27 protein-coding genes and 1 pseudogene are annotated in these 22,524 nt (G+C 28.6%); 27 read left to right on the plus strand and 1 reads right to left on the minus strand.

The window, feature by feature from the left end; translation table 11 throughout:
• Positions 1–56: 56 nt before the first annotated feature.
• From CURT_RS02030 to CURT_RS02150, 26 genes and pseudogenes are all read left to right on the plus strand, one after another.
• A complete protein-coding gene (locus CURT_RS02030) occupies positions 57–998 on the plus strand; it encodes an AAA family ATPase (protein ID WP_018712354.1) in 942 nt (313 codons plus the stop codon).
• 4 nt (positions 999–1,002) lie between these two features.
• Positions 1,003–1,827: a DUF58 domain-containing protein gene (locus CURT_RS02035; protein WP_018712353.1), complete on the plus strand. Its 825-nt coding sequence runs from the start codon at positions 1,003–1,005 to the stop codon at positions 1,825–1,827.
• A gap of 1 nt (position 1,828) precedes the next feature.
• Positions 1,829–2,245: a hypothetical protein gene (locus tag CURT_RS02040; protein ID WP_018712352.1), complete on the plus strand. Its 417-nt coding sequence runs from the start codon at positions 1,829–1,831 to the stop codon at positions 2,243–2,245.
• Positions 2,242–3,132 (plus strand): vWA domain-containing protein, encoded by an 891-nt coding sequence (locus CURT_RS02045; protein WP_018712351.1) that lies wholly within the window; start codon positions 2,242–2,244, stop codon positions 3,130–3,132. The genes CURT_RS02040 and CURT_RS02045 overlap by 4 nt, the downstream gene beginning before the upstream one ends.
• Positions 3,125–4,069 carry a vWA domain-containing protein gene (locus tag CURT_RS02050; RefSeq protein ID WP_018712350.1) on the plus strand — a complete coding sequence of 315 codons (945 nt, stop codon included), beginning with the start codon at positions 3,125–3,127 and terminating at the stop codon, positions 4,067–4,069. The genes CURT_RS02045 and CURT_RS02050 overlap by 8 nt, the downstream gene beginning before the upstream one ends.
• A complete protein-coding gene (locus tag CURT_RS02055) occupies positions 4,066–5,097 on the plus strand; it encodes a tetratricopeptide repeat protein (RefSeq protein WP_018712349.1) in 1,032 nt (343 codons plus the stop codon). The genes CURT_RS02050 and CURT_RS02055 overlap by 4 nt, the downstream gene beginning before the upstream one ends.
• Entirely contained in the window at positions 5,081–6,595 is a 1,515-nt protein-coding gene (locus CURT_RS02060) for a BatD family protein (RefSeq protein ID WP_018712348.1), read from the plus strand. Before CURT_RS02055 ends, CURT_RS02060 begins: the two co-directional genes overlap by 17 nt.
• Positions 6,596–6,698: 103 nt before the next feature.
• On the plus strand, positions 6,699–7,976 hold the full coding sequence (locus CURT_RS02065; protein ID WP_018712347.1) for a hemolysin family protein: 1,278 nt from the start codon (positions 6,699–6,701) through the stop codon (positions 7,974–7,976).
• Positions 7,977–8,042: 66 nt separating this feature from the next.
• Positions 8,043–9,023, plus strand: a complete 981-nt coding sequence (locus CURT_RS02070; RefSeq protein ID WP_018712346.1) for a putative transporter — start codon at positions 8,043–8,045, stop codon at positions 9,021–9,023.
• A gap of 180 nt (positions 9,024–9,203) precedes the next feature.
• A complete protein-coding gene (locus CURT_RS02075; protein WP_018712345.1) occupies positions 9,204–9,428 on the plus strand; it encodes a FeoA family protein in 225 nt (74 codons plus the stop codon).
• The gene (gene feoB / locus CURT_RS02080) at positions 9,425–11,875 is read left to right on the plus strand and encodes a ferrous iron transport protein B (protein ID WP_018712344.1); all 2,451 of its coding nucleotides are present in this window, start codon (positions 9,425–9,427) and stop codon (positions 11,873–11,875) included. The genes CURT_RS02075 and feoB overlap by 4 nt, the downstream gene beginning before the upstream one ends.
• Before the next feature lie 39 nt (positions 11,876–11,914).
• Entirely contained in the window at positions 11,915–12,214 is a 300-nt protein-coding gene (locus CURT_RS02085) for a hypothetical protein (RefSeq protein WP_018712343.1), read from the plus strand.
• Between the two features lie 38 nt (positions 12,215–12,252).
• Positions 12,253–13,071: a DUF4198 domain-containing protein gene (locus CURT_RS02090; RefSeq protein WP_018712342.1), complete on the plus strand. Its 819-nt coding sequence runs from the start codon at positions 12,253–12,255 to the stop codon at positions 13,069–13,071.
• A 53-nt stretch (positions 13,072–13,124) separates the two neighbouring features.
• Positions 13,125–13,247 (plus strand): hypothetical protein, encoded by a 123-nt coding sequence (locus tag CURT_RS02095; protein ID WP_018712341.1) that lies wholly within the window; start codon positions 13,125–13,127, stop codon positions 13,245–13,247.
• A 71-nt stretch (positions 13,248–13,318) separates the two neighbouring features.
• On the plus strand, positions 13,319–13,747 hold the full coding sequence (locus tag CURT_RS02100; protein ID WP_018712340.1) for a Fur family transcriptional regulator: 429 nt from the start codon (positions 13,319–13,321) through the stop codon (positions 13,745–13,747).
• Entirely contained in the window at positions 13,732–15,858 is a 2,127-nt protein-coding gene (locus CURT_RS02105; protein WP_018712339.1) for a heavy metal translocating P-type ATPase, read from the plus strand. The genes CURT_RS02100 and CURT_RS02105 overlap by 16 nt, the downstream gene beginning before the upstream one ends.
• Before the next feature lie 78 nt (positions 15,859–15,936).
• On the plus strand, positions 15,937–16,275 hold the full coding sequence (locus CURT_RS02110; RefSeq protein WP_018712338.1) for a hypothetical protein: 339 nt from the start codon (positions 15,937–15,939) through the stop codon (positions 16,273–16,275).
• Positions 16,272–16,910: a hypothetical protein gene (locus CURT_RS02115; protein WP_018712337.1), complete on the plus strand. Its 639-nt coding sequence runs from the start codon at positions 16,272–16,274 to the stop codon at positions 16,908–16,910. Before CURT_RS02110 ends, CURT_RS02115 begins: the two co-directional genes overlap by 4 nt.
• A gap of 19 nt (positions 16,911–16,929) precedes the next feature.
• Positions 16,930–17,271, plus strand: a complete 342-nt coding sequence (locus CURT_RS02120; protein WP_018712336.1) for a hypothetical protein — start codon at positions 16,930–16,932, stop codon at positions 17,269–17,271.
• Positions 17,272–17,288: 17 nt separating this feature from the next.
• The gene (locus CURT_RS02125; RefSeq protein WP_018712335.1) at positions 17,289–17,579 is read left to right on the plus strand and encodes a hypothetical protein; all 291 of its coding nucleotides are present in this window, start codon (positions 17,289–17,291) and stop codon (positions 17,577–17,579) included.
• A gap of 3 nt (positions 17,580–17,582) precedes the next feature.
• Positions 17,583–17,915 (plus strand): hypothetical protein, encoded by a 333-nt coding sequence (locus CURT_RS02130; protein ID WP_018712334.1) that lies wholly within the window; start codon positions 17,583–17,585, stop codon positions 17,913–17,915.
• A complete protein-coding gene (locus CURT_RS02135; protein WP_039749951.1) occupies positions 17,884–19,977 on the plus strand; it encodes a heavy metal translocating P-type ATPase in 2,094 nt (697 codons plus the stop codon). Before CURT_RS02130 ends, CURT_RS02135 begins: the two co-directional genes overlap by 32 nt.
• 54 nt (positions 19,978–20,031) lie before the next feature.
• Positions 20,032–20,166: a hypothetical protein gene (locus CURT_RS09345; RefSeq protein WP_018712332.1), complete on the plus strand. Its 135-nt coding sequence runs from the start codon at positions 20,032–20,034 to the stop codon at positions 20,164–20,166.
• The gene (locus CURT_RS02140; protein WP_018712331.1) at positions 20,141–20,371 is read left to right on the plus strand and encodes a hypothetical protein; all 231 of its coding nucleotides are present in this window, start codon (positions 20,141–20,143) and stop codon (positions 20,369–20,371) included. Before CURT_RS09345 ends, CURT_RS02140 begins: the two co-directional genes overlap by 26 nt.
• Before the next feature lie 64 nt (positions 20,372–20,435).
• Positions 20,436–20,905: pseudogene (locus CURT_RS09585) on the plus strand (flavodoxin).
• 91 nt (positions 20,906–20,996) lie between these two features.
• Positions 20,997–21,209 carry a hypothetical protein gene (locus tag CURT_RS02150; RefSeq protein ID WP_016645924.1) on the plus strand — a complete coding sequence of 71 codons (213 nt, stop codon included), beginning with the start codon at positions 20,997–20,999 and terminating at the stop codon, positions 21,207–21,209.
• A 9-nt stretch (positions 21,210–21,218) separates the two neighbouring features.
• On the opposite strand, the gene acpS is transcribed toward CURT_RS02150, so the two are convergent.
• Positions 21,219–21,569 carry a holo-ACP synthase gene (acpS, locus tag CURT_RS02155; RefSeq protein ID WP_018712329.1) on the minus strand — a complete coding sequence of 117 codons (351 nt, stop codon included), beginning with the start codon at positions 21,567–21,569 and terminating at the stop codon, positions 21,219–21,221.
• A 134-nt stretch (positions 21,570–21,703) separates the two neighbouring features.
• Between acpS and CURT_RS02160 the strand changes: the two genes are divergently transcribed.
• Positions 21,704–22,468 carry a DUF4198 domain-containing protein gene (locus CURT_RS02160; protein WP_018712328.1) on the plus strand — a complete coding sequence of 255 codons (765 nt, stop codon included), beginning with the start codon at positions 21,704–21,706 and terminating at the stop codon, positions 22,466–22,468.
• The last annotated feature ends 56 nt before the right edge of the window (positions 22,469–22,524 follow it).

Here is a 22,524-nt window from a genome sequence, read left to right on the forward strand (position 1 = left end):
AAAATCATTAATCAATAACCATTATAATTTCACTAAAAAATAATATAAGGTGGATTATGATCTTACAAGATATAAAAAAAGAAGTAAGTAAGGTGGTTGTTGGTCAAGATGAACTTATTAATGCTTTACTTATAGGTCTTATTTCAAACGGTCATATTTTGGTTGAGGGAGTTCCAGGTTTAGCAAAAACAACGGCTATAAATGCACTAGCAAAAAGTCTTGGCATAAGGTTTAAAAGAGTTCAATTTACACCTGATCTTCTTCCAAGTGATATTATAGGAACTGAAGTTTATAATGTAAAAACTGGTGAGTTTTATCTTAAAAAAGGACCCGCTTTTACAAACTTGCTTCTTGCTGATGAGATAAATAGAGCTCCTTCAAAAGTTCAATCTGCACTTTTAGAAGTTATGCAAGAAAAGCAAATTACAATTGGCGATAATTCATTTAAACTTGATGAGCCTTTTTTGGTTATGGCTACACAAAACCCAATTGAGCAAGAAGGTGCTTATAAGCTTCCTGAAGCTCAGCTTGATAGATTTTTAATGAAAATTTTAGTTGATTATAACACTTATGATGAAGAGCTTGAAATAGTAAATAGAGTTGTTGTAAAAGGTTTTGAAAATATAAATCAAGTTGCCTCAAAAGATGAAATTTTAAATTTAAAAAATGAACTTAAAAAAATTCATTTTGATGAGGAAGTTAAAAAATATATGATAAAGCTTATTTTTGCTACAAGAAAACCTAGTGAATATGGTTTATCTCAAATTGGTGAATTTTTGGAATTTGGTGCAAGCCCAAGAGCAAGTATTGATTTATACAAATCAAGTGCAGCCTATGCGATGATAAACGGTAAAGACTATGTAACTCCACTTGATATTGCAGCTGTTTTAAAAGGTGTTTTAAGACATAGAATAATGTTAAATTATAAAGCAAAAGCAAAAGATATAACGCCAGATATTATAATAGAAAAAATCCTAAACACTATAAAGGCACCATAAATAAATGAATCGTGCAAAAGAAATTTTTATAAAAGCCAAAAAAAATGTCTTTAACTCAAACTTTGGTCTTTATGAAAGCTTGATAAAAGGTGATGGGCTTGATTTTAGAGAGATTAAAGAGTATGAAAATGAGGATTTAAGGCGTATTAACTATAAAGCTAGTGCAAAAAGTGGTGAGTTAAAAGCAAATGTTTTTAATGAAACAAAACAGATGAATGTTGTTGTAGTTTTGGCCTTAAGTAGTAGTTTAAAATTTGGCTCAAGTAGGCTTAAACTAGATCTTGCAGCAGAGATTTTTGCACTTTTGTCTCTTGCGACAACTATGGGTAAAAATTTGCTTTTCCCAGTTGTTTTTAGTAATAAACCTGAGCTTTTTTATGAGCCAGTTAGTGATGAAAATGAAATCTATGAAATAACAAAAGATATTTTAAATCTAAATACTTTTAAAAAGGAGATTGATTTTAAAAAATTGAGTGAGTTTTTAAATAGTGTCATTAAAAGAAAAGCTGCTGTTTTTTTAATAAGTGATTTTTTAGAAGAGATTGATTTAAGTGAAATATCATATCAAAATGATGTTTACGCGGTTGTTTTAAGAGATTTTTTTGAAGAAAATTTGACAACTTTAAATGATGTTGATTTGATAAATCCATTTAATGGAGATAAATTTGAAGCAAATTTGGATGAAATTTCTATTAAAAGATATAAAAAACTTTTAAAAATACATGATGAAAAATTAAAAGAACATTTTTTACAAAATAAAGTTTCTTTTGGCAAAATTTATACAAACGATGAGCCACTTTCAAAGCTCATACAAATAGCAAGGCGTTAAAATGCAAGAATTTGATCTTTTAAAAGAGTTAAAAGATATTAAAGGTATTAGCGAAATTGATTTAAGCTTTTTATATCCGTGGATTTTTTTAATTTTATTTTTATTAATAATTGCAATTTTTTGTCTTTTTAAAATAATTTTTATGCCAAGATATAAAAAAATAAAAAAAATATCTAAAAAAGAGTTGGCATTTAATGAGTTAAAAAGCATTGATTTTAAAAATGAAAAAGAAAGTATTTATAAATTTAGTCAAAACTTTCCATATTTTTTAGATGAAAATAACAGAAATAAATTTAATGAAATCAATAAAAAACTTGAAATTTATAAATATAAAAAAAATACTCCAACTCTTGATAAAAATTTAAAAAGTGAAATTTTAACTTTGATTAAAAGTTTAAAGCCTAAGGACATAAAATGATTGAGTTTGAAAATTTATGGGCTTTTTTAATTCCTTTTATTTATCTTATTTTTTTAAAATTTTGCAAGCAAAAAAAAGAAGCCTTTTATTTCTCAAACATAAAAATGCTTAAAAATGCGACAAAAAATAGAACTATTTTAAAAGAAATTTTAAAATTTCTTTTAATTTTATTATTAAGCACAGCTCTTGCAAGTCCTATAAAAAAAGATGAGATAAAATCATCAAACTCACAAGGATATGAAATAGCTTTAATGCTTGATGCAAGTGGTTCTATGAGTGAGGGAAATAAATTTGAAATTGTTAAGGACATATTAAATGATTTTATAGATAAAAGAAAAGATGATGCCTTGGCTTTAAATGTTTTTGCTGATTTTGCTTACACAGCTATTCCTTTAACTTATGATAAAGCAAGTATAAAAAGACTGCTTGAAAAGATAAAACTTGGTATGGTTGGATTAAACAAAACTGCACTTTATGAAGGACTTTTTTTAACTTCAAATTTATTTAAAGATAGCAATTCCAAAAATAAAATTATAATTTTACCAACTGATGGTATTGATAACGCAGGAACAATTCCACTTGATGTAGCTATAAAAACAGCTCAAAAATATAATATCAAAGTCTATACGGTTGGTGTTGGAAGGGCTGGGGATTTTAATCCAGATGTTTTAAGATATATCGCGCAAGAAACAGGTGGAAAGTACTATTCATCAAATTCAAGCAGTGGCTTAAAACAAATTTATGATGAGATAGATAAGCTTGAAAAAAGCGAGATAGAATCACAAAAATTTATTAAAAAAACTTATTTTTATTTTTACTTTTTAGGTTTTGGACTTTTTTTAATCGTGGTTTTATTTTTATATGACAATAGGAAAATAAATGTTTGAGTTTTTATATTTAGAAGTTTTATATTTGTTAATAATCCCATTTATATTTATTTTTTTAGTTAGAAAAAGTAGAAGTTTAAAAGCAATTTTTTCAAAAGAAGTAATGGAAGAAATTTATATTAAAAAAAGTGGCTTTTCAAAAAGATTAAGAGCTTATATTTTGATTTTTAGCCTTATTTTTGGCATTATTTCTCTTGCTAGACCAGTTATTACAAATGGTGAAATAAAAATAAAACAAAGTTATATAAATGCAGTTATAGCACTTGATATATCAAATTCAATGAGAGTTGATGATCTTTTTCCAAACCGTTTTGAATTTGCTAAAAATAAAATTTATAGTTTTTTGGATAATGCGATGGATAAGCGTTTAGGAGTTGTTGGATTTAGCAATGAAGCTTTTATGATATCGCCTTTAACAAGTGATTTTAGCTCATTAAAATATCTTATTTCAAATTTAAATTTTTCAAATTTAAATTTACAAGGAACAAATATTTATTCACTTTTAAGATCAGTTGATACTCTTTTTAAGGATGAGAAAAATAAAATTTTGGTTTTATTTAGTGATGGTGGGGATAATGAAGAATTTAGTAAAGAAATTAAATTTGCTAAAGAAAATAAAATAAGCGTGTTTGTTTATCTAACAGCAACAAATAAAGGTGGACTTTTTAAAGCACCAAATAATGATGTTGTACTTTTAAAAGCAAATCAAAACATTAAAGATTTAGCTTTAAAAACAGGTGGTGCGTATATGCAAAGCTCACTAAATAACGATGATATGAAAGCTTTAAATTCACTAATTAGTGCTAAATTTAAAAATAGTAGCGATAAAGATGAGGTTATAAAAGACCAAAAAGAGCTTTTTTATTATCCTCTTTGTTTGTCGATAGTTTTATTTTTTATGGCAAATTTTTCCTTGCCTTTTAGGAGAAAAGCGTGAGATATTATATAGGTTTTATTTTATCAATTTTAGGAATTGTATTGATTTTATTTTATAAATACCCTGAGTTTTCTAGTGTTTTAAAAGCAAAAGAAAGTTATAATTTAGGAGATTATAAAACAGCTGCTGAAATTTATAAAAGTTTAAATTTGCCAAAAGCAAAATATAACGAAGGTGTGGCAAACTATGAAGATGGAAATTTCAGTGAGTCTTTGCAAAATTTTAAAGATGTAAAAGATGATAATTTAAGTTTTGAGAGATTGTATAATTTAGGCAACACGTATGCAAATTTACACGATTTTAACAAATCTATTTTGTCTTTTAAAAAAGCTTTAGAGATAAAAGATGATAATGACACAAGGTTTAATTTAGAACTTGTTGAAAAAATAAAAGATCAAAACAAAACTCAAAATAACCAAAATAGTGATAACAATAAAGAGCAAAATCAAGATAAAAATCAAAATAGTAACCAAAACAGTGATAAAAACAAAGAACAAAACAATCAAAACAATAGCGAACAAAACAATCAAAATTCCAAAGATGAAAACGAGCAAAACAAAAATCAGCAAAACAGTGATAAACAAAATAGTGAAAAAAACGAGCAACAAAACGACAAGCAAAATGATAATAAATCAAATGAAAATCAAGAAGATAAAAACAATCAAGAAATTGAGCAAAACAATGAAAAGCAAGAAAATAAAAACAAACAAGAAAATGAACAAAGTAATGAAAGCCAAGAAAACAGACAAAACGAAAACAGTAATATAGCGCAAAAAAGTATTGCAAATGATCAAAAAAAAGATGAGCAAAGAGAAGATGAAAATAAAGAAAACCAAAATGTTGGTAAGCAAGTTGAAAATAAAAAAGATGATAAAATAGATGAAATTCCAGCAGATATAAAACCAATCAGCGATATGGAAGAAGCAAAATGGCAAAAAGCTTTAGAGCATAGAAATATCGGAACTTTTTTAATGCCTATAGGTGAAAAAAATCATAAAAGTGAGGATAAAAATGTTAAACCTTGGTAGAGTATTTTTAATTTTTACACTATTTATAAATTTGGCTTTTTCAAAAGTTAGTTTAACTCTTGATACGCCTGTTGTTTATGAGGGAAATTTAGCGCAATTTAGCATAATTGCCGATGGAAATAGAGTTAAATTTCCAGATATTGATGAGGTTGGTGGATATGCTATTTTAGGAACTTCAAGTTCGCAAAATATTAGCATTATAAACGGAGCTAAAAGCAAAACTGTTTCTAAAATTTATGCTTTTAAGCCTTTAAAAAGTATTGAAATTCCAAGCTTTGAAGTTTTAGTTGATGGAAAACTTTATAAAACAGAACCTGCAAATTTAGAAGTTGTAAAGCAAACTCCAAATAAAACTGGTGATGAGTTTATGGTTGAGCTAAAAACTAATAAAAACAAGCTTATTTTGGGTGATTATTTAAAGCTTGATGTTGTTTTTAAGATAAGAGCAGATGTAAAATTTGATAAATTTGATTATGAGTTTCCAAAGATAGAGCATTTTTTAGTAAAACAGTTAAATGATGTAAAAAATAGCAGCGAAAATGGCTATATAACGCAAACAATATCTTTTTTACTTTTTCCACAACAAGCTGGAAGTTATGAAATATCTCCATTAAAAGCTTATTTTGGAAATACACAAAAAGATCAATTTAGCGATCCATTTTTTAGCTCATTTTTTGGAAATATAAAGTGGAAAGATACTATTTCAAATTCTTTAAATTTAGAAGTTTTGCCTCTTCCTGGCAATGTTCAAAATTTTGGTAAATTTAGCATTGATGCGACTGTGGATAAAACAAAAGTAAATGCAAATGAGCCAGTTAATTTAACACTAAAAATTAATGGCGATGGAAACATAGAAGATATAAAAAAGTTTGATTTAAAGATAGATAATGCATTGATTTATCCAAATAATCCAGAGATTAAAAATTACTTAAATAATGGTTTGTATGGTGGTGAGTTTTTACAAAAATTTGCTATTGTGGGTGATGGAAATTTTACAATTCCAGCTATAGATTTTAGTTATTTTGATAAAGACTTAAACGCTACAAAAACAATCTCTTCACAAGAGATAAAAATAGAAGTTTTAAACTCAAATTTGCAACACTCATCTCAAACTCAAAACTCACCTAAAATTTTAGTTTCAGATGAGCTAAAAAGTGATAATTTAAACGAAATAAAAGATGAAAATTTATCAAATTTAAATACTAAAACTAGTAAAAAATATTTAATTTTAACTTTTATTTTGGGATTTATTTTAGGTATTATTTCTATGATTTTATTTTCAAAAATTAACTTTAAAAAAGAAAAAAAACAAAAACCAATCATAGAAAAACTAAAAGCTGCAAAGAGCGATAAAGAGTTATTTGATTTACTTCTACCGTATATCAAAACTTCTAAATTTATAGATGAAATTTTGGCTTTGCTTGAAGAAAATTTATATAAAAACGCTTCAAATAAAATAGATAAAAGAAAAATCATAGAATATTTTTTAAACATTTAAATTTACAAAAAAGAAATTTACCTAAAATAACTCAAATTTTAGGTATAATTTCACATTTTAAAATTAAAGGAAAACCATTTTGGATACGGATCATTCCACTTTTATGCTATTTTTAGCATTTGTTTTTATATTTTTAAATGCTTTTTTTGTGCTCTCTGAGTTTTCAATTGTTAAAGTTAGAAAAAGTAAGCTTGAAGAGCTTATCCATGAAAATGTCCCAAATGCAAAACTTGCTTTAAAAATCACAAATTCCCTTGATACTTATTTAAGTGCCACTCAACTTGGAATTACGCTAAGTTCACTTGCACTTGGTTGGATTGGAGAACCTGCTGTTGTAAGACTTATAGAATCTCCTATAAAAGAGTTTTTTAGTGTAAATGATATAGCACTTCACACAATTGCAGTTGGAATTTCTTTTACTTTTATTACGCTTTTTCATGTTGTTTTAGGTGAGCTTGTGCCAAAGTCAGTTGCTATAGCAAAAACTGAAAAAATTGTACTTTTTGTAGCAAAACCACTTCATGCATTTTGGCTTTTATTTTTACCTTTTATAAAAATTTTTGATATTTTGGCTAAAACTATTTTAAATATAATTGGCATAAAACCTGCAAGTGAAAATGAAATAGCTCATTCAGAAGAAGAGATTAAGATCATTGCAGGAGAAAGCCTAAAAGTAGGAGTGCTAGACTCATTTGAAAATGATATTATTCAAAATGCGGTTGATTTTGGTGATACAGTTGCAAAAGAAGTTATGACTCCAAGAAAAGATATGATTTGTCTAAATAAACAACTTAGCTTTGAAGAGAATTTTAAAATCGTTGTAAATTCCGGCTTTACAAGATTTCCATACATTGATGGAAGTAAAGATAATGTTTTAGGAATGATACATATAAGAGATTTGATTTTACAAAACAAAGAAAAAGATTTTAATAAAATAGTTAGAAAAATTATAATTGTTTCAGAAAATACTTCAATTGCTAAAATTTTGCCGATGATGAATAAAGAAAGAATTTCTGCAGCACTTGTAATTGATGAGTATGGTGGAACATCTGGACTTATTACCATGGAAGATATAATCGAGGAAATTTTAGGCGATATCAGCGATGAACACGATGATAATATCACAACTTTTAAAAAGTTAAATGATGATAGCTATGAGTTTATAGGAAGAAGCTATATTGAGGATGTTGAAGACATTATGGGGGTTAAGTTTGACGATGATATAGAGGAAAATACAATTGGTGGATATGCCTTTAATCTAATTGGAAAACTCCCTGTAGTTGGAGATAAAATAAGTGATAAAAACTGCATTTATGAAGTTTTAGCTATGGATAAAACGGCTATTTCAAAATTAAAAATAACAAAAATAAGTAATTTATAATAAATTTATAAATTTGATTTAGAATTTCAAATTTATTTTACAATTTCATCTAAATTTGGGAGATAAATGTTTAGATCTTTTTTTTGTGATAAAAAATGGCGTCTTTGGGCCTATGGTGGGGTTATGTTTATACTTTGTTCTTTGGTTTTACAAACTCAGCTAAATGTTGCAATAAATAATTGGTATAAAGACTTTTATGATATGTTGCAAAATATAAAAGATTATAATATTAATGATTTTTGGAAAGAAATTTGGCGATTTTTATATATTGCAATGCCTTATGTCATTACTTACACAATTACATCTTTTTTTGCTAGTCATTGGGCTTTTAGATGGAGAGAAGCCATAACTTTTTCATATATTCACCAGTGGAAAGAGTGCCATAAAGATATCGAGGGAAGTTCTCAAAGAATGCAAGAAGATATTTATAGATTTGCTAAAATCATAGAAGATTTAGGCGTTAGGGTTGTAAGAGCTTTTATGACATTAATCGCATTTACGCCTATTTTATGGGCTTTAAGTGATAAAGTTCCACTTCCATATTTAAAAGACATTCCAGGAAGTCTTGTTTGGGTAGCTCTTAGCATAAGTCTTGGAGGGCTTGTTATATCATGGTTTGTTGGTATTAAACTTCCAGGGCTTGAATACAATAATCAAAAAGCAGAAGCAGCTTTTAGAAAGGAGCTTGTTTATGCAGAAGATGATAAGCTAAATTATGCTGATGAAAAAGTTGCAAGAGGACTTTTTAGGGCTTTGCAAAAAAACTATTATAAACTTTTTTTACATTATGGTTATTTTAATATATGGCTTATTTCATTTTCCCAATTTATGGTAATAGTTCCATATATGATAATGGGAGCAGGGCTTTTTACAGGTCTTATAACTCTTGGTATTTTAGTTCAAGTAAGCAATGCTTTTTCACAAGTTAGGGAAAGTTTTAGCGTGTTTATAGATAACTGGACAACCATAACAGAATTAAGAAGCATCCATAAAAGACTTAGTGAGTTTGAAGAAAACATAAACTATAAAAGCGTGAAATTTTCATAAGTTTATAGCTATTTTTTAAAATAAAACTCAGGCTTGCTAAAAATATCATTTTAATAAAAATTATCATTAATATTTATCAATTATTTATATTTTTTTAAGTCCTTAAAAGATATAATGAAAGCCAAATATAAACAATGATTTCTACTATCAAAATGTTTTTATAATGATAACGGAGAAAAGATGAATTTATTTGATGCGCTAAAAAATAGACAATATAAAATTAAAAACATTAATGCAAAGGGAAAAGTTTTTTTAAAGCTTCTTGATATGGGGTTCGTAAATGGAGTAACAACAGAAGTTATAAGAAAAGCACCTTTAAATGATCCAATAGAACTTAAAATTCATAACTATTTAATAACTCTAAGAAGTAGTGAGGCAAGGCTAATCGAGGTCGAAGAAGTATGAATATAAAAATTGCAGTAGCAGGTCAGCCAAACTGCGGAAAATCTACAATTTTTAGCATGCTTAGTGGCATTCGCCAACATATTGCAAATTATCCTGGTGTTACTGTTGATAAAAAATCAGGCTTTTTTTCATATAAGGATTTAGATATTGAGATGGTCGATCTTCCAGGAACTTATTCATTTAGTTCTTATTCTTTGGAAGAAAAAGTTGCAAAAAGAGCAGTTATTGAAGAAAACCCTGATTTAATAATTAATATTTTAGATGCTTCAAATTTAAAAAGAAATTTATATCTTACTTTTCAACTTTTAGAAATTGCAAAACCTGTTATGGTTGTTTTAAATATGGCTGATATAGCGCAAAAAAGAGGGATTATCATAGATAAAGATAAGCTTTCTAAAATGCTTGGATGTCCTGTGGTTTTAGCAAGTGGAACTAAAAAAATAGGAAAAGATGAAATTTTAGAAACGATTTATAATATAAGTCATAAAAACTATAAATACAGTGAATTTAAACTAAACTACGAAGAGCTTGAGCCTATTATTAATGAAGTAGAAAACGCTATTAATGGTGAATATAACGCCTCTAAAAGATGGCTTGCTATAAAAGCTCTTGAAAATGATAGCGTAGTTTTTGATATTGTAAGAGATAAAAACGAAGATTTTGAGGGTTTCGTAGGTCTTAAAATAGATGAGTTTCAAAAAGAACATAATTTAAATATAGAAAGTTTTTTGGCCTCTTTTAGGTATGATTCAGCTCAAATTGTTTTTTCTGATACTGTAAAGCAGACAAATGAGGGCAAAATAACTTTAACTGAAAAAATAGATAAAGTAGTTTTAAATAGATGGCTTTCTTTTCCGATTTTGCTTCTCATAATTATAGCTATTTATGAGCTTTCCATAGTAAAAGGTTATGAGATTACAAATTATACTTGGCCACTTCTTGCTAGTATTAAAAATTTTGTAATTGACATAACTCCAGCAGCAGATATCACACAAACTCATCTTATTTCAGACTTTGCACTTTGGATAGTAAATAGTATGAATGCTTTACTTAATTACTTGCCAATATTTTTTATTTTATTTGCATTAATTGCAATTTTAGAAGATGTTGGATATATGCCTAGGATGGCTTTTATACTTGATAGAGTTTTTAGAAAATTTGGACTTCATGGACAAAGCACATTGCCTCTTGTTTTAGGTGGTGCATTTGTTGGAGGATGTGCTGTTCCTGGTCTTATGAGCACAAAAGGCATAGCAGATGAAAGAGCTAGACTTGCTACTATTTTTACAGTTCCTTTGATGAACTGTTTATCAAAAGTACCATTTTACACACTTTTACTTGGGGCATTTTTCCCTACTAAAATGGGGCTTATGATGTTTTATATCTCAACAATTACAGTTTTTACGGCTTTGATTTTTGCAAGGCTTTTAACTTCAACTATTTTAAAAACCAGAGAAACAGCTCCTTTTGTTATGGAGTTACCTACATATCATTTACCGACAATAAAAGGTGTTATTGGAAGAGCTTGCGAGAGAGTTTGGGTTTATATTAAAAAAGTTTGCACAGTTGTTTTAGCAGTTGCGATAGTTTTATTTGCGCTTTTACAATTTCCTGGAGTTGGCAAGGAGGCAAAAGAACAGTTTTTAAAACAAGAACAAGATGTACTTGCAAAATTTGATAAGAAAATTTCAAAAACCAAGCAGTATGAAAATTTAAAAAATAGAAAAGAAGTATCTGAGCTATTAAACTATTATGATAGCTATAGAGCTAAAAAAATGGCAGGTGGTAAAGACATAGATGAAAAATTTAAAGCTAAAAATGAGTTTTTTTACACCATTATAAAGCCAGAAAGCAAAGATGAAAAAACTATAAACAAAGAACTTAGAAACTTGTCAAAAGCAAGAAATAAAATTTTAAGAGAGCAAAAAGCATTAAGTATAGAAAACTCGCTTTTAGGAATGGCAGGAAGAGCAATAGAGCCAATTAGCAAATTTGCAGGATTTGACTGGAAAATAAATGTTGCATTTTTAGCTTCATTTGCCGCAAGAGAATCAGCCGTGGCAACTGTTGGAAGTATTTACGAAACTGGAAAAGCTGATAGTTCAAGACCTGAGGAGATGATAAGAGTTGGAAGTGGATATACTCCACTTCACGCGGTTGCTATTATAATATTTATGCTTTTATCCCCGCCATGTATCGCTGCAATGGTTGTTGTAAAACTTCAATCAAATAGTTGGAAATTTATGATTTTAGCGACACTTTTACCTTTTGCTTTGGGTTTAGTTTTAGCAGCTTTAGTATTTAGTTTAGGAACTATTTTAGGGGCTAGTGGACTAGTTGCTATGAGTGTGTATTACGTAGTTGTTGCTGGTATAACGGTTATTTTAGGATTATTTCCTGAAAAAAGACGAAACTGGCAAGGCGGATTAAAAAATAAAAATAGTTAGAAAAATAAAATTTAATTAAATTTAATAAAAGGAGAAAAAATGAAAAAAATTTCATTAGTTTTAGCATTTGCTATAAGTTCAATGTTTGGCCATACAGCTTTAATGAGTTGTTTTGATAATGGTGATAAAACAATTACTTGCGAGGGTGGTTTTAGTGATGGAAGTAGTGCTTATGGAGTTAAATTTAGAGTTGAACAAGATGGAAAAGTTTTAGTTGAAGATAAATTTAATGAAGACAGTGAAGTTACTTTTAGTAAGCCAGAAGGTGATTATACTGCTACTTTTGATGGTGGCGAGGGTCATAGCGTGGTTGTAAAAAGTCAAGATATTGCTGAATAACAAAAAAGTATTAATAAATTTATAAAAAAAGGATAAAAATGAAAAAGACTATTGTTTCATTAACAGCAGTAGCCGCATTAGCTTCATCGGCATTTGGGCATTTTCAAATGCTTTACACTCCAGAAAGTGCATTAGAAAAAGGAACTACTATTCCTTTAAAGGTTGTTTTTAACCATCCTTTTGCAGATGAGCATACCATGGATATGGGTCTTCAAGCAAACGGCAAAATTAAACCTATTGAAGAGTTTTATGTAGTTCATAAAGAACAAAAAACTGATTTAAAAAAGAGTTTAAAAGAGATAACTTTTAAAGGTAACTCAAACTCAGGCAAAGCTTATGAAAGCGAGTATAAAGCTAGGAAAATGGGAGATCATATCTTTGTAGCAGTTCCTGCACCTTATTATGAAAAAAATGAAGATGCTTACATTCAACAAATTACAAAAATGATTGTAAATGTTGCTGGAGCACCAACTGATTGGGATGCTGAGCTTGGTTTAAAAGCTGAGATCGTTCCACTTACAAAACCATACTCGATTTGGGCGGGAAGTACATTTTCAGGTATTATAAAAGGAGATGGAAAACCAGTACCTTTTGCGGAAATTGAAGTTGAGTATCTAAACTATGATGTTGATGTAAAAAATAATAAAATGGATGAAAAAGCTCACTATGAAGCACCACAAGATAGCTTTGTTACTTTAACAATTAAAGCTGATGAAAACGGTAAATTTACTTTTGGAATTCCAAAAGCTGGTTGGTGGGGATTTGCAGCTTTAGGAGTTGGCAAGTCTAATCAATATGATGGCAAAGAACTAAGCCAAGATGCAGTTATTTGGGTTCAAGCAAAAGAGATGAAATAAGCTTGAAGGGGGGGGATTTTTCCCTCTTTGGTGAAAAATACAAAGGAGAAATTTTGGAAGCACTATTTGTTTTGGTAGTTGCAATTTTAGCAGGATTTTTTTTATATAAAAATTTTAAAAAAACAGGTGGATGTGGATGTGGCAAAAAAGATTGTCCAAGTAAAAAACACAACTAAAAAACCGTATAAACTATAAATAAAACAAGATAATTTATTTATAGTTTATATGTGTTTAAATAAGGTAAAATATGGTTAATGATAGAGTTTTTACTAAATTTTTAAATATGATTTTTCCTGATAGCAAAGATTTTCCTACGCGATCTGCAATTATAAAAATTCTTTTTTACAACAAGCATTTAAGCACAAAAATGATAAAAGAAATTTATGAAAAACAAGAAAAAAATAGTGTTAATATAAGCACCATTTATCAAACAATAAATTTACTTGAAGAAAAAAATCTAATAAAATCTATAAATTTAAAAAATGTTATTTATTATGAACTTGAAAATGGTTTAAGACATGATCATTTAGTTTGCATAAAGTGTGGAAAAATAGTTGAATTTATCGATAATAGTTTTTCGAGCTTAGAGCAAAATTTAGGTAAAATATATGAGTTTAATATAGAGGGTAGGATATTAATTTTACAAGGAGTTTGCAAAAAATGTCAATTGTCATAAAATCAAATTTAAAAGATAGAGTTAGGCTTAAATCAGATCTTTTTACAAAGAAAAATGAGGACTTTATAAATCAAATTTTAGAAGATAAAGTTATAGATTTAAGATTTAATTTAGCTTGCAATTCGCTTATAATAAAATTTAATTCCTTGGAAATTTCTTTAAATGATATACTTGATTTACTCTATGAATATTTTAAAATTTCTTCAAATTTACCAAAAGAAAAAGTTGAAAATTCACTCAAAACTTGCAATGATTGTTTGGTTTGTAAAAAAACTCACTCTAAAAAAACTTGGAGAAGAAAAGTTTATGAAATAGTTGGTTTAAGTGTGGTTGCGGTAGTTGTTTTTGTAAAAGAGCATATTTTAGCAACCCCTTTTTCAGCCATTTCAAATATTGCACTTGGAAGTCTTAGTGTAATTGCAGCACTACCACTTTTAAATGAAGCTAAAAATGACATTTTAAATAAAAAATTTAGTCTTGAAACTTTCATGGCATTTTCTTTACTTTTAGCTATTTTTGGCGGTGAGATAGCAGCTGCTTTTGAAGTTATTTATATATTAAGGGCTTCTAGATTATTTGAAGAATATACCGCGCAAAAATCTCGCATTGCAATTAAAAATTTGATAGAAATGGATGTTAAACAAGTATACGTTTTAAATGGCGATATTGAAATACAAACAAATTTAGAAGATGTTAAAAAAGGCGATATCGTAGTTTGTGTAAATGGAGAAAAAATTTGTGTTGATGGTGAAGTTGTATATGGTGAGGGATATGTTGATGAAAGCATTATAAATGGCCATAGTCAAGCTATTTATAAAAAAATTGGAAGCAAGGTTTTTGCAAATACAACTTTAAATGAGGGAAAAATTCACATAAAAGTAAGTGCTGTTGGAAATGAAACTTATATTTCGCGTGTAATTAATGATGTTGAGAAGCATTTAAGCCTAAAATCTACAAGCGAGATTGAGGCTGATAGGCTTGCTAAAAAAGTTTTAAAACTTGGCTCATTTATGACGATTGCGACACTATTTTTAACAGGTTCTTTTACTAATGCTTTTAGTGTGATGATTATTATGAGTTGTCCATGTGCTACTATTTTAGCGGCAAGTTCAGCAGTTAGTTCGGCTATTGCAAGTGCAGCAAAGAATGGAATTTTGATTAAAGGTGGTGAGCATTTAGAAAAAATGAGCAAAGCAGATATAGTTTGTTTTGATAAAACAGGCACATTAACCACAAATACTCCGATTGTATCAAGTTATGAAACAAAACTTGATGAAAATGAGTTTTTTCAAGTTTTATCAAATTTAGAACACAAAAACACCCATCCTATCGCAAAAGCAGTGAGTAAATACTGCCAAAATTTAGGCTTTAAGCCAATTTCAAGCTCAAATAGTTGCAGTATCGTTGGACTTGGTGTAAAAGGCAAATTCAATAAAGATAAATACCTTCTTGGAAATAAAAAATTTATGGTTGATAACGGCGTTAGACTCCCATATAATAGCAACTTTTTAAAAGATAACGAACACGCAACGATTATATTTTTAGCTAAAAACTATAAATTTGTTGGATGCTTGTCTATATCGCACGAGATAAGAGATGGAAGTAAGGAAACTATATTGGAGCTTAAAAAAAGAGGTGTTAAAAAAATAGTCTTATTAACCGGAGATGATGAACTTGTGGCAAATGAATTTGCAAAAGAGTTTGAATTTAATGCTGTTTATCCAAATTTAATGCCTGATGAAAAAGCCAAGATAGTAAATTCTTTTTCAAAAAAAGGCATTACTCTTATGATAGGAGATGGCGTAAATGACACTTTAGCTATGAGTAGGGCAGACATTAGTGTTTCTTTTGCAAGTGGTGGAAGCGAGGCTGCTATAGAAGTATCAAATATCGCTATAACAAATTCCGATCCAAAAGATATAATAAAACTTTTTGATTTAAGCAATTTGGCTTTAAAAAAAGCAAATCAAAACTATAAAATAGGCACTTCAACAAATATATTAGGCTCTATTTTGGCAATGTTTGGCACTATTACACCAGCAGCTGCAGGACTTATACACTTAGCTCATACTGGGGCTATTTTATACAATTCAAGCAAGGTTAAAATTTGATAATGATTTTTAAATGATTTTAAGTTTAGTTTAAAATAAAAAATATGATAATGCATTAAAATAATAAAAGGAGATAATTTGAAAATAACATCTGAAATGATACTTAAAATTATGTCATACTGCTCTTTAATCCACCATATAAATGGCAGGTTAAGAGTTAGAATAAATCCTTCCATTAAGAAGGAGTTGGAAAATTTTAGTAAAGATGAGATTGCAAATTTTAGCGAAAGCTTTAAATCAAGTATTGAAAATTTTGCAGGCATTAAAAATATAAAACTAAATAAAACAGTTGCATCTTTAACAATAGAATATGATAAAGATATCATTCCAAAAAGTTTTTGGGATAATGTTCTAAATGGGAAAGATTTAGATATCGCAGCTAATAAATTTAATCAATTATTAAAGGATGCAGCGTGAAAAAAGAGTTATATGATGCCATAATTCATGAAGAACAGGGCATAAAAATGTATGAGGAATTTGCTTTAAAATTTAACGAACCTGTTTTTACTGAAATTTTAAATGTTAAAAAAACAGGAAGTGAGTTTTTAAAATCTGCAAATTTGCAAAATGGTAAAAATAATGATTTTTTAAAAGAGGTAAATTTTAAAAATTTTAGTAATATAAATGATAAAAATGATGCTGTTTTCAAAGCATTATCTTATGAGATTGAAAGTGAAAATTTATATAGTGAGCTTGCATCAAATGAAAATAATGAAGCTTTAAAAGATCTTTATTTTAGAATCTGGGCAACCTCTACAAACGAGTATAAAAAAGCTTTGCAAAATTTGTTAAATTTAGAAACTTTTAAAGATGGTGAACAAAATTTTAAAGAAGATAAGCATATAAATAAAGACACAAATGCCTTTAATTATGCAAGGGAATTTAGCGAGGCATTAGAAAAACTAAAAAATGGTAAAATGACTGCAAATGAAGCTTTAAATTTACTCCAAAATCCAAATATATCATTTATTGGAGGAGCGTTAATAGGAGCTTTGGGCGGTGTTTTGCTAAATCAACTTTTAGATAAAAACAACAATAGTCATGAAGAATAACTTTTTAAAGGAGAGAAAAATGGCACTTCCATTTATAGCAGGTATTGCAGTAGGAGCAGGATTAATAGTTGCTTATAATAATAAAAGCAAGATAAAAAATACTATCTTAGAAAAGGCTCAAAAAACAAAAGAGTTTGCAAGTGATTTAAAAGATAAAGTTTGTGATAGTAAATGTGATTGCGAGGAAGTAAAAGATAGCGTTATCAAAGATTGCGAGAAAGCAAAAGATGATGTTATAAAAGATGGTGAAAAAGTAAAAGAAAGCGTTAAAAAAGCTGTAAATAAAACAAAAGATACTATCTCAAAAGAAGTAGATAATTTAAAAGAAAAAGTTCAAAACACTAAGACTTCAAATAAGTAAACAAAGGAAGATAACTAATGTTTAAAACATCAACTAGCAGGCTTCCAGCTGATCATTTTATAAGTGGGGCACTTTTTGGCGGTATGACTGCAACTGCACTAGAGTTTTATGGCAATAAGCAGTCAAGTTCAAAAGATAAAGTTAAAAATATAAGTAAATTTGCTATTGAAGGTGGTATCGCTACATCATTATCAATAAGCGCATCAAATAAGATTGTTCAAAAACAGTATTTAAATGCTGCTTTTGATATGGCGTTAGGAATTGGACTTATTTTGGCGATTGAAAATATATTAAAAATAGGAGAATGAGAAATGACAAATCCATATATAAAAGAAGCAAAAGTTGAAGTAAGAAATGAGTTTACAGATGCTACTATAAACTCAGGTGAAAAACTAGGCTTAAACGCAACTTCAAATCAATCAAATTCAGGAATTTTAGGAAATTTACTTCCAAATTTTAGTTCTGCAAATTTTTTGCAAGGTGCAATAGTTGGAGCAATAGCTGCTTATGTTTTAACTAATGAAAATGCACAACAGACAATTTTTAAATCAATTGTAAGAATGGGCAAACTTTTTGAAGCAGGAAAAGAAGAGCTTAAAGAGAGATTTGAAGATGCAAAAGCAGAAATTGAAGCAGGACAATAATATAGAGTTTGAAATTTTTCATAAAAGTAAAAACCGAGTTAGGTTTTTACAGCCTGAGCTAAGTTTAAATTCTGATATCAAAGCTTATAAAGATGCCATATTAAAACTTGATAATGTTACAAATGCAAGAGTTAATAAAACTATAAAAAGTGTAACTGTAAATTTTGAGAATGTAGACTTAGATAAATTACTAGGTGAAATTTCAAAACTTGAAATTCCAGTTTTAGAAAATGAAAGTGATGATATAAGTAAAGCTGAGATTATAAAATCTTTAATTTCACTTGGGCTTACGCCTATTGTTAAAAACAAAGATATAAACACCTTAATAAGCTTGTTTGCCTCATATCCACTTTTAAAAGATGGATTAAGTGAGCTTTTAAAAAGCGGTCTTACTTCAAAAGTTTTAGAGGCAATGGCAGTTGGAATTTCACTTTCAAGAAAAGATTTATTAGCTGCAAATAGTACAAATTTGATGTTAAATATTGGCGAGTATATTGAAGAAAGCACAACTCATAAAAGCGATGATTTAATTAAGGCGTTGGCAAAACCAGCTATCAAAGAAGCTTGGGTTGAGGTTAATAAAAATGGTAAAAAAACTCTTGTTAAGACAAAAACAGAAGATATTAAAGTTGGAGATATTGTAGTAGTTGGAAGTGGCGAGAGTATTGCAATAGATGGGTATGTATTGGAAGGAAATGCAAGTGTAAATGAAGCCTCTATGACAGGCGAAGCAGAAGCTATTGCTAAAAAACATGGTGATAGAGTTATGAGTGGAACTGTTGTTGAAGATGGTAAAATTAAAATTTGGACTGAGCTTGCTGGAAAAGATACAAGTACTGAAAGAATTCGCCATTACATACAAAATTCACTCAATGAAAAATCTAATGTAGCTCAAAAAGCCACAAAACTAGCCGATAAGTTAGTGCCTATAACTTTAAGTTTGGCTGGATTATCATACTTTATAAATAGAAATATGACAAGTGTAGCTTCGGTTTTACAAGCTGATTATTCGTGTGCTTTAAAGCTTGCTACTCCAGTAGCTTTTAAATCAAGCATAAGTAAAGCTGGAAATAACGGTATGCTTATAAAAGGTGCTAAATCATTAGAAGAGCTAGCTAGTGCAGATACTTTTGTTTTTGACAAAACAGGAACCATTACAAGAGGAATTTTAGAAGTTATTGACATTATAAGCTTTGATAAAGACTGGAAAAAAGATGATATTTTAAATCTTGCAGCAAGTGCTGAAGAGCACTATTTTCATCCAATTGCAGAAGCTGTTGTAAGTGCGGCAGAGAAAAAAGGATTTAAGCATATGCATCATGGAGAAGTTGAGTTTATTGTAGCACATGGACTTAAAACACATTTTCATGGCAAAGAAGTAGTTATCGGAAATAGACATTTTTTAGAAGATGATGAAAATATTTCATTTAAAGCTCACGATACAAAGATAAGAAATGAACTAAAAGATGGAAATACACTTTTATATATTGGCTATGATAAAAAGCTTCTAGGAATTATTGTTATGAAAGATGAAATTCGCTCAAACGCTAAAAAAACTATTAAAAAGTTAAAAGAACTTGGCGTTAAAGAAGTGATTATGCTAACAGGAGATATTGAAACAAAAGCAAAAGAAGTTGCAGATTTATTGGGTATTGATAAAGTATATGCAAATATGCTTCCAACTTCAAAAGCAGAAGTTATAGATACTCTTGTAAAAGAAGGTAAAAAAGTTGTATTTTGTGGTGATGGGATAAACGATGCACCATCTTTAACAAAAGCAAATGTTGGAATAAGCATGAAAAGAGGTGCTGATATAGCAAGGGCAGTTGCTGATATTAGTCTTTTAAAAGATGATATTTATGCAGTTGCTCGACTAAAAGAGTTAGCAAATGAAACTTTAAAACTAGTTGATAAAAATTTTAATGCCACAGTTTTAATAAACTCAGCGATACTTTTAGGTGCAACTTTAGGAAAATTAAGTCCTATTTCAACAGCGGTTTTACATAATGGAACAACGATAGGACTTCTTTTAAATTCAATGAAGGGTGTGAAAATTCAGTAATAAAACAGCTTTAGTATGATATAATGACATTTATTATCATTACAAGGAAATTAAATGCCATTTTTTATACTAAATGCAGTTTTATTTACTGCGACAACGGTGATGACTTATGATACAATCTCAAAAGCAAAAACAAAATTTGATAGAAAAAGAAGACGAAAGCTTGAAAAAAGCAAAAACAGAGATTAAAAAACCTTTTTTAGATGATATGAGCAAGAAAGAGCTTGCTAAAATTGGTCTTAGTGTCTCAATGGGACTTACTGTGTTAAGTGCATTTTCATTAAGAAGTAGATTTTCTAAAAATTTACATGTTATTTCTGGAGCTTTAATGGTTGGGTTTGCATTTTATCACAATTCACTCTATGATAATAAAACTCCTGCAAAAAAAGATTAATAACCTATTTTGGCTATAATTTAGTTAATTTAACCGCATTTGTAGTTAAATTAAAGGAGAGAAAATGACATTAGTAGTTTATTTTAGTGCAACTGGAAATACTGCAAATTTAGCTAAAAAAATTAGCAAAATAACAAATGGTGAAATTTATGAAATAAAACCAAAAGTACCTTACATAGACAAAGATCTGGATTGGTGGGATGATAAATGCAGGGCAAATACCGAAATGAGAGAAAATTTACGCCCTGAAATTTTGGGTGAAATTGACATTTCTAAATTTGATACTATTTTTTAGGATTTCCGATTTGGCGGTATAAAGCCCCGGTTATTATAAATTCTTTTTTAGAAAAATATGATTTTAATGGCAAGATCATAATCCTATTTGTAACTTCTGGAAGCAGTTCGTATGGTGATACAAATTTAGCACTTTTAAACTCTTGCAAAGGCGGGGTTTTAAAAAATGGCGTTAGATTTGATGCAAATATCAGTCAAAACGAGCTTGAAAAATGGGTAAAAAACTCACTTAATAAATAAAAAAATAAATTTATCAAAAACGCTTGAAATCTCTTGCAAAATTAATGTTTTTTTGATATAGTTGCGAAATTTTATTTTTAGGAGAATGTTTATGACTTATGATGAGTTAGAGCTTGAAGCTTATCTTTTAGAGATTTTAGAAGAATATAAGAACTTTGATAATATGGACGATGAGGAACTATACGAACTTATGAGCAATGTTGCAAGCTATATGGATGATGATTATGAAGAAGCTTATGAGTATGTAACGCAGTTTGGACCAATTGACAAAAAAAGAATTTTAGCTCTTGATTTACCAAGATAAAAAAGCGATTTATTGAGTTTCTATCATAACAGCTGCGATGGCAAAACCTCCATCGTGGCTTATGCTAAGATTTGAGTCTTTTATTTTAAATTTGGTTTTTATTTCATCTTTAAATTTTATAAGAGGAGCGTTTTTATCACTTTTATAAATTTCAATATCTAAAAACGAAAATTCATTTCCAATCCCAACACCAAGAGCTTTTGAAACAGCTTCTTTTGCGGCAAAAAACCCCGCTAAGGTTTCATCACTTTTTACTAAGCTTATTTCACTGTCGTTTAAAACTCTTTTTAGAAATTTCAATCCATATTTTTCTTTTAAATTTGAAATTCTTTTTATGCTTACTATATCAACTCCAAGCATTTTACTCCTTTTATAAACATAGTTTATTATCTCTAAATTTAGCTTGAAATTTACTAAAATTATATTTATATATTGACAATAATTTTCAAATTTGTTACAATTGAAATCTAAATTTAACTTTAATGGAGAAAAATATGAAAAAATTTGCAACTTTTGTTTTATTGGCTTGCTTAAGCTCATCACTTTTAGCTCACGATCTTTGGGTTTGGGGAGAAAATAATGGTGATAAATTCGGTGCTGATTTAATTTATGGACATGATTTTCCAAATCCTGAAAAAATAGCTGATGAAAGAACTGTTTTGTTTGATAATGTCAAGGTTATATCAAATGAAGGTGAACAAATTTTATCCCAAGCTGGTGAAAACTATCACTTTGAGGGAAAATCTTTAAAAGATGGAGTTTATATCATAAATGCTTACTATAAACCAACTCCTTGGATACAAAAAAGTGATGGAAGTTGGGATATGAATAAAACTAGAAAAGATACCAATGACGCGGTTAAATATTGTGGTGTTTCTACAATGCAAAGCAAAGCTTTAATTAAATTAGGCGATTCAAAAGATTCAAAAATTATAACAAAACCTTTAAAAAGAGGCTTAGAGTTTTTACCACTTTTTGACAGCGTTGATGAGATAAAAGAAGGTAATCTTATCAAATTTAAACTTATGCTAAATGGAAATTCGGTTAAAAATGCTTCTGTTTATGCAAGTTATGGTGGTTATGCAACTAATGATATGGCTCAAGCTGGATATGCAAAAACAGATCTTGATGGCAATTTTGAATTTCGCCCACTTAAAAAAGGACTTTGGTATTTAAAAGCCACAGTAAATACAAACTCAAATAATAAAGATTGTGAGATAAATAACGATAAAGCAACAATTGTTTTTGAGGTTAAATAAATTTTTAAGATTTAGCCCTAAATTTAGGGCTAAATATAATTTTTAAACTATAAATT

It is taken from the genome of Campylobacter ureolyticus (assembly GCF_013372225.1).
Taxonomy (GTDB): domain Bacteria; phylum Campylobacterota; class Campylobacteria; order Campylobacterales; family Campylobacteraceae; genus Campylobacter_B; species Campylobacter_B ureolyticus.

Bases quoted from the DNA above. Each gene is read 5' to 3' on its own strand.
- acpS (WP_018712329.1), bottom strand. From the start codon at position 21,569: ATGCTTGGAGTTGATATAGTAAGCATAAAAAGAATTTCAAATTTAAAA.
- CURT_RS02090 (WP_018712342.1), top strand. From the start codon at position 12,253: ATGAAAAAGACTATTGTTTCATTAACAGCAGTAGCCGCATTAGCTTCA.
- CURT_RS02135 (WP_039749951.1), top strand. From the start codon at position 17,884: ATGCAAAAGCAGAAATTGAAGCAGGACAATAATATAGAGTTTGAAATT.
- CURT_RS02035 (WP_018712353.1), top strand. From the start codon at position 1,003: ATGAATCGTGCAAAAGAAATTTTTATAAAAGCCAAAAAAAATGTCTTT.
- CURT_RS02120 (WP_018712336.1), top strand. From the start codon at position 16,930: ATGGCACTTCCATTTATAGCAGGTATTGCAGTAGGAGCAGGATTAATA.
- CURT_RS02160 (WP_018712328.1), top strand. From the start codon at position 21,704: ATGAAAAAATTTGCAACTTTTGTTTTATTGGCTTGCTTAAGCTCATCA.
- CURT_RS02150 (WP_016645924.1), top strand. From the start codon at position 20,997: ATGACTTATGATGAGTTAGAGCTTGAAGCTTATCTTTTAGAGATTTTA.
- feoB (WP_018712344.1), top strand. From the start codon at position 9,425: ATGAATATAAAAATTGCAGTAGCAGGTCAGCCAAACTGCGGAAAATCT.
- CURT_RS02085 (WP_018712343.1), top strand. From the start codon at position 11,915: ATGAAAAAAATTTCATTAGTTTTAGCATTTGCTATAAGTTCAATGTTT.
- CURT_RS09345 (WP_018712332.1), top strand. From the start codon at position 20,032: ATGCCATTTTTTATACTAAATGCAGTTTTATTTACTGCGACAACGGTG.
- CURT_RS02050 (WP_018712350.1), top strand. From the start codon at position 3,125: ATGTTTGAGTTTTTATATTTAGAAGTTTTATATTTGTTAATAATCCCA.
- CURT_RS02105 (WP_018712339.1), top strand. From the start codon at position 13,732: ATGTCAATTGTCATAAAATCAAATTTAAAAGATAGAGTTAGGCTTAAA.
- CURT_RS02070 (WP_018712346.1), top strand. From the start codon at position 8,043: ATGTTTAGATCTTTTTTTTGTGATAAAAAATGGCGTCTTTGGGCCTAT.
- CURT_RS02065 (WP_018712347.1), top strand. From the start codon at position 6,699: ATGCTATTTTTAGCATTTGTTTTTATATTTTTAAATGCTTTTTTTGTG.
- CURT_RS02040 (WP_018712352.1), top strand. From the start codon at position 1,829: ATGCAAGAATTTGATCTTTTAAAAGAGTTAAAAGATATTAAAGGTATT.
- CURT_RS02045 (WP_018712351.1), top strand. From the start codon at position 2,242: ATGATTGAGTTTGAAAATTTATGGGCTTTTTTAATTCCTTTTATTTAT.
- CURT_RS02060 (WP_018712348.1), top strand. From the start codon at position 5,081: ATGTTAAACCTTGGTAGAGTATTTTTAATTTTTACACTATTTATAAAT.
- CURT_RS02030 (WP_018712354.1), top strand. From the start codon at position 57: ATGATCTTACAAGATATAAAAAAAGAAGTAAGTAAGGTGGTTGTTGGT.
- CURT_RS02100 (WP_018712340.1), top strand. From the start codon at position 13,319: ATGGTTAATGATAGAGTTTTTACTAAATTTTTAAATATGATTTTTCCT.
- CURT_RS02125 (WP_018712335.1), top strand. From the start codon at position 17,289: ATGTTTAAAACATCAACTAGCAGGCTTCCAGCTGATCATTTTATAAGT.
- CURT_RS02130 (WP_018712334.1), top strand. From the start codon at position 17,583: ATGACAAATCCATATATAAAAGAAGCAAAAGTTGAAGTAAGAAATGAG.
- CURT_RS02075 (WP_018712345.1), top strand. From the start codon at position 9,204: ATGAATTTATTTGATGCGCTAAAAAATAGACAATATAAAATTAAAAAC.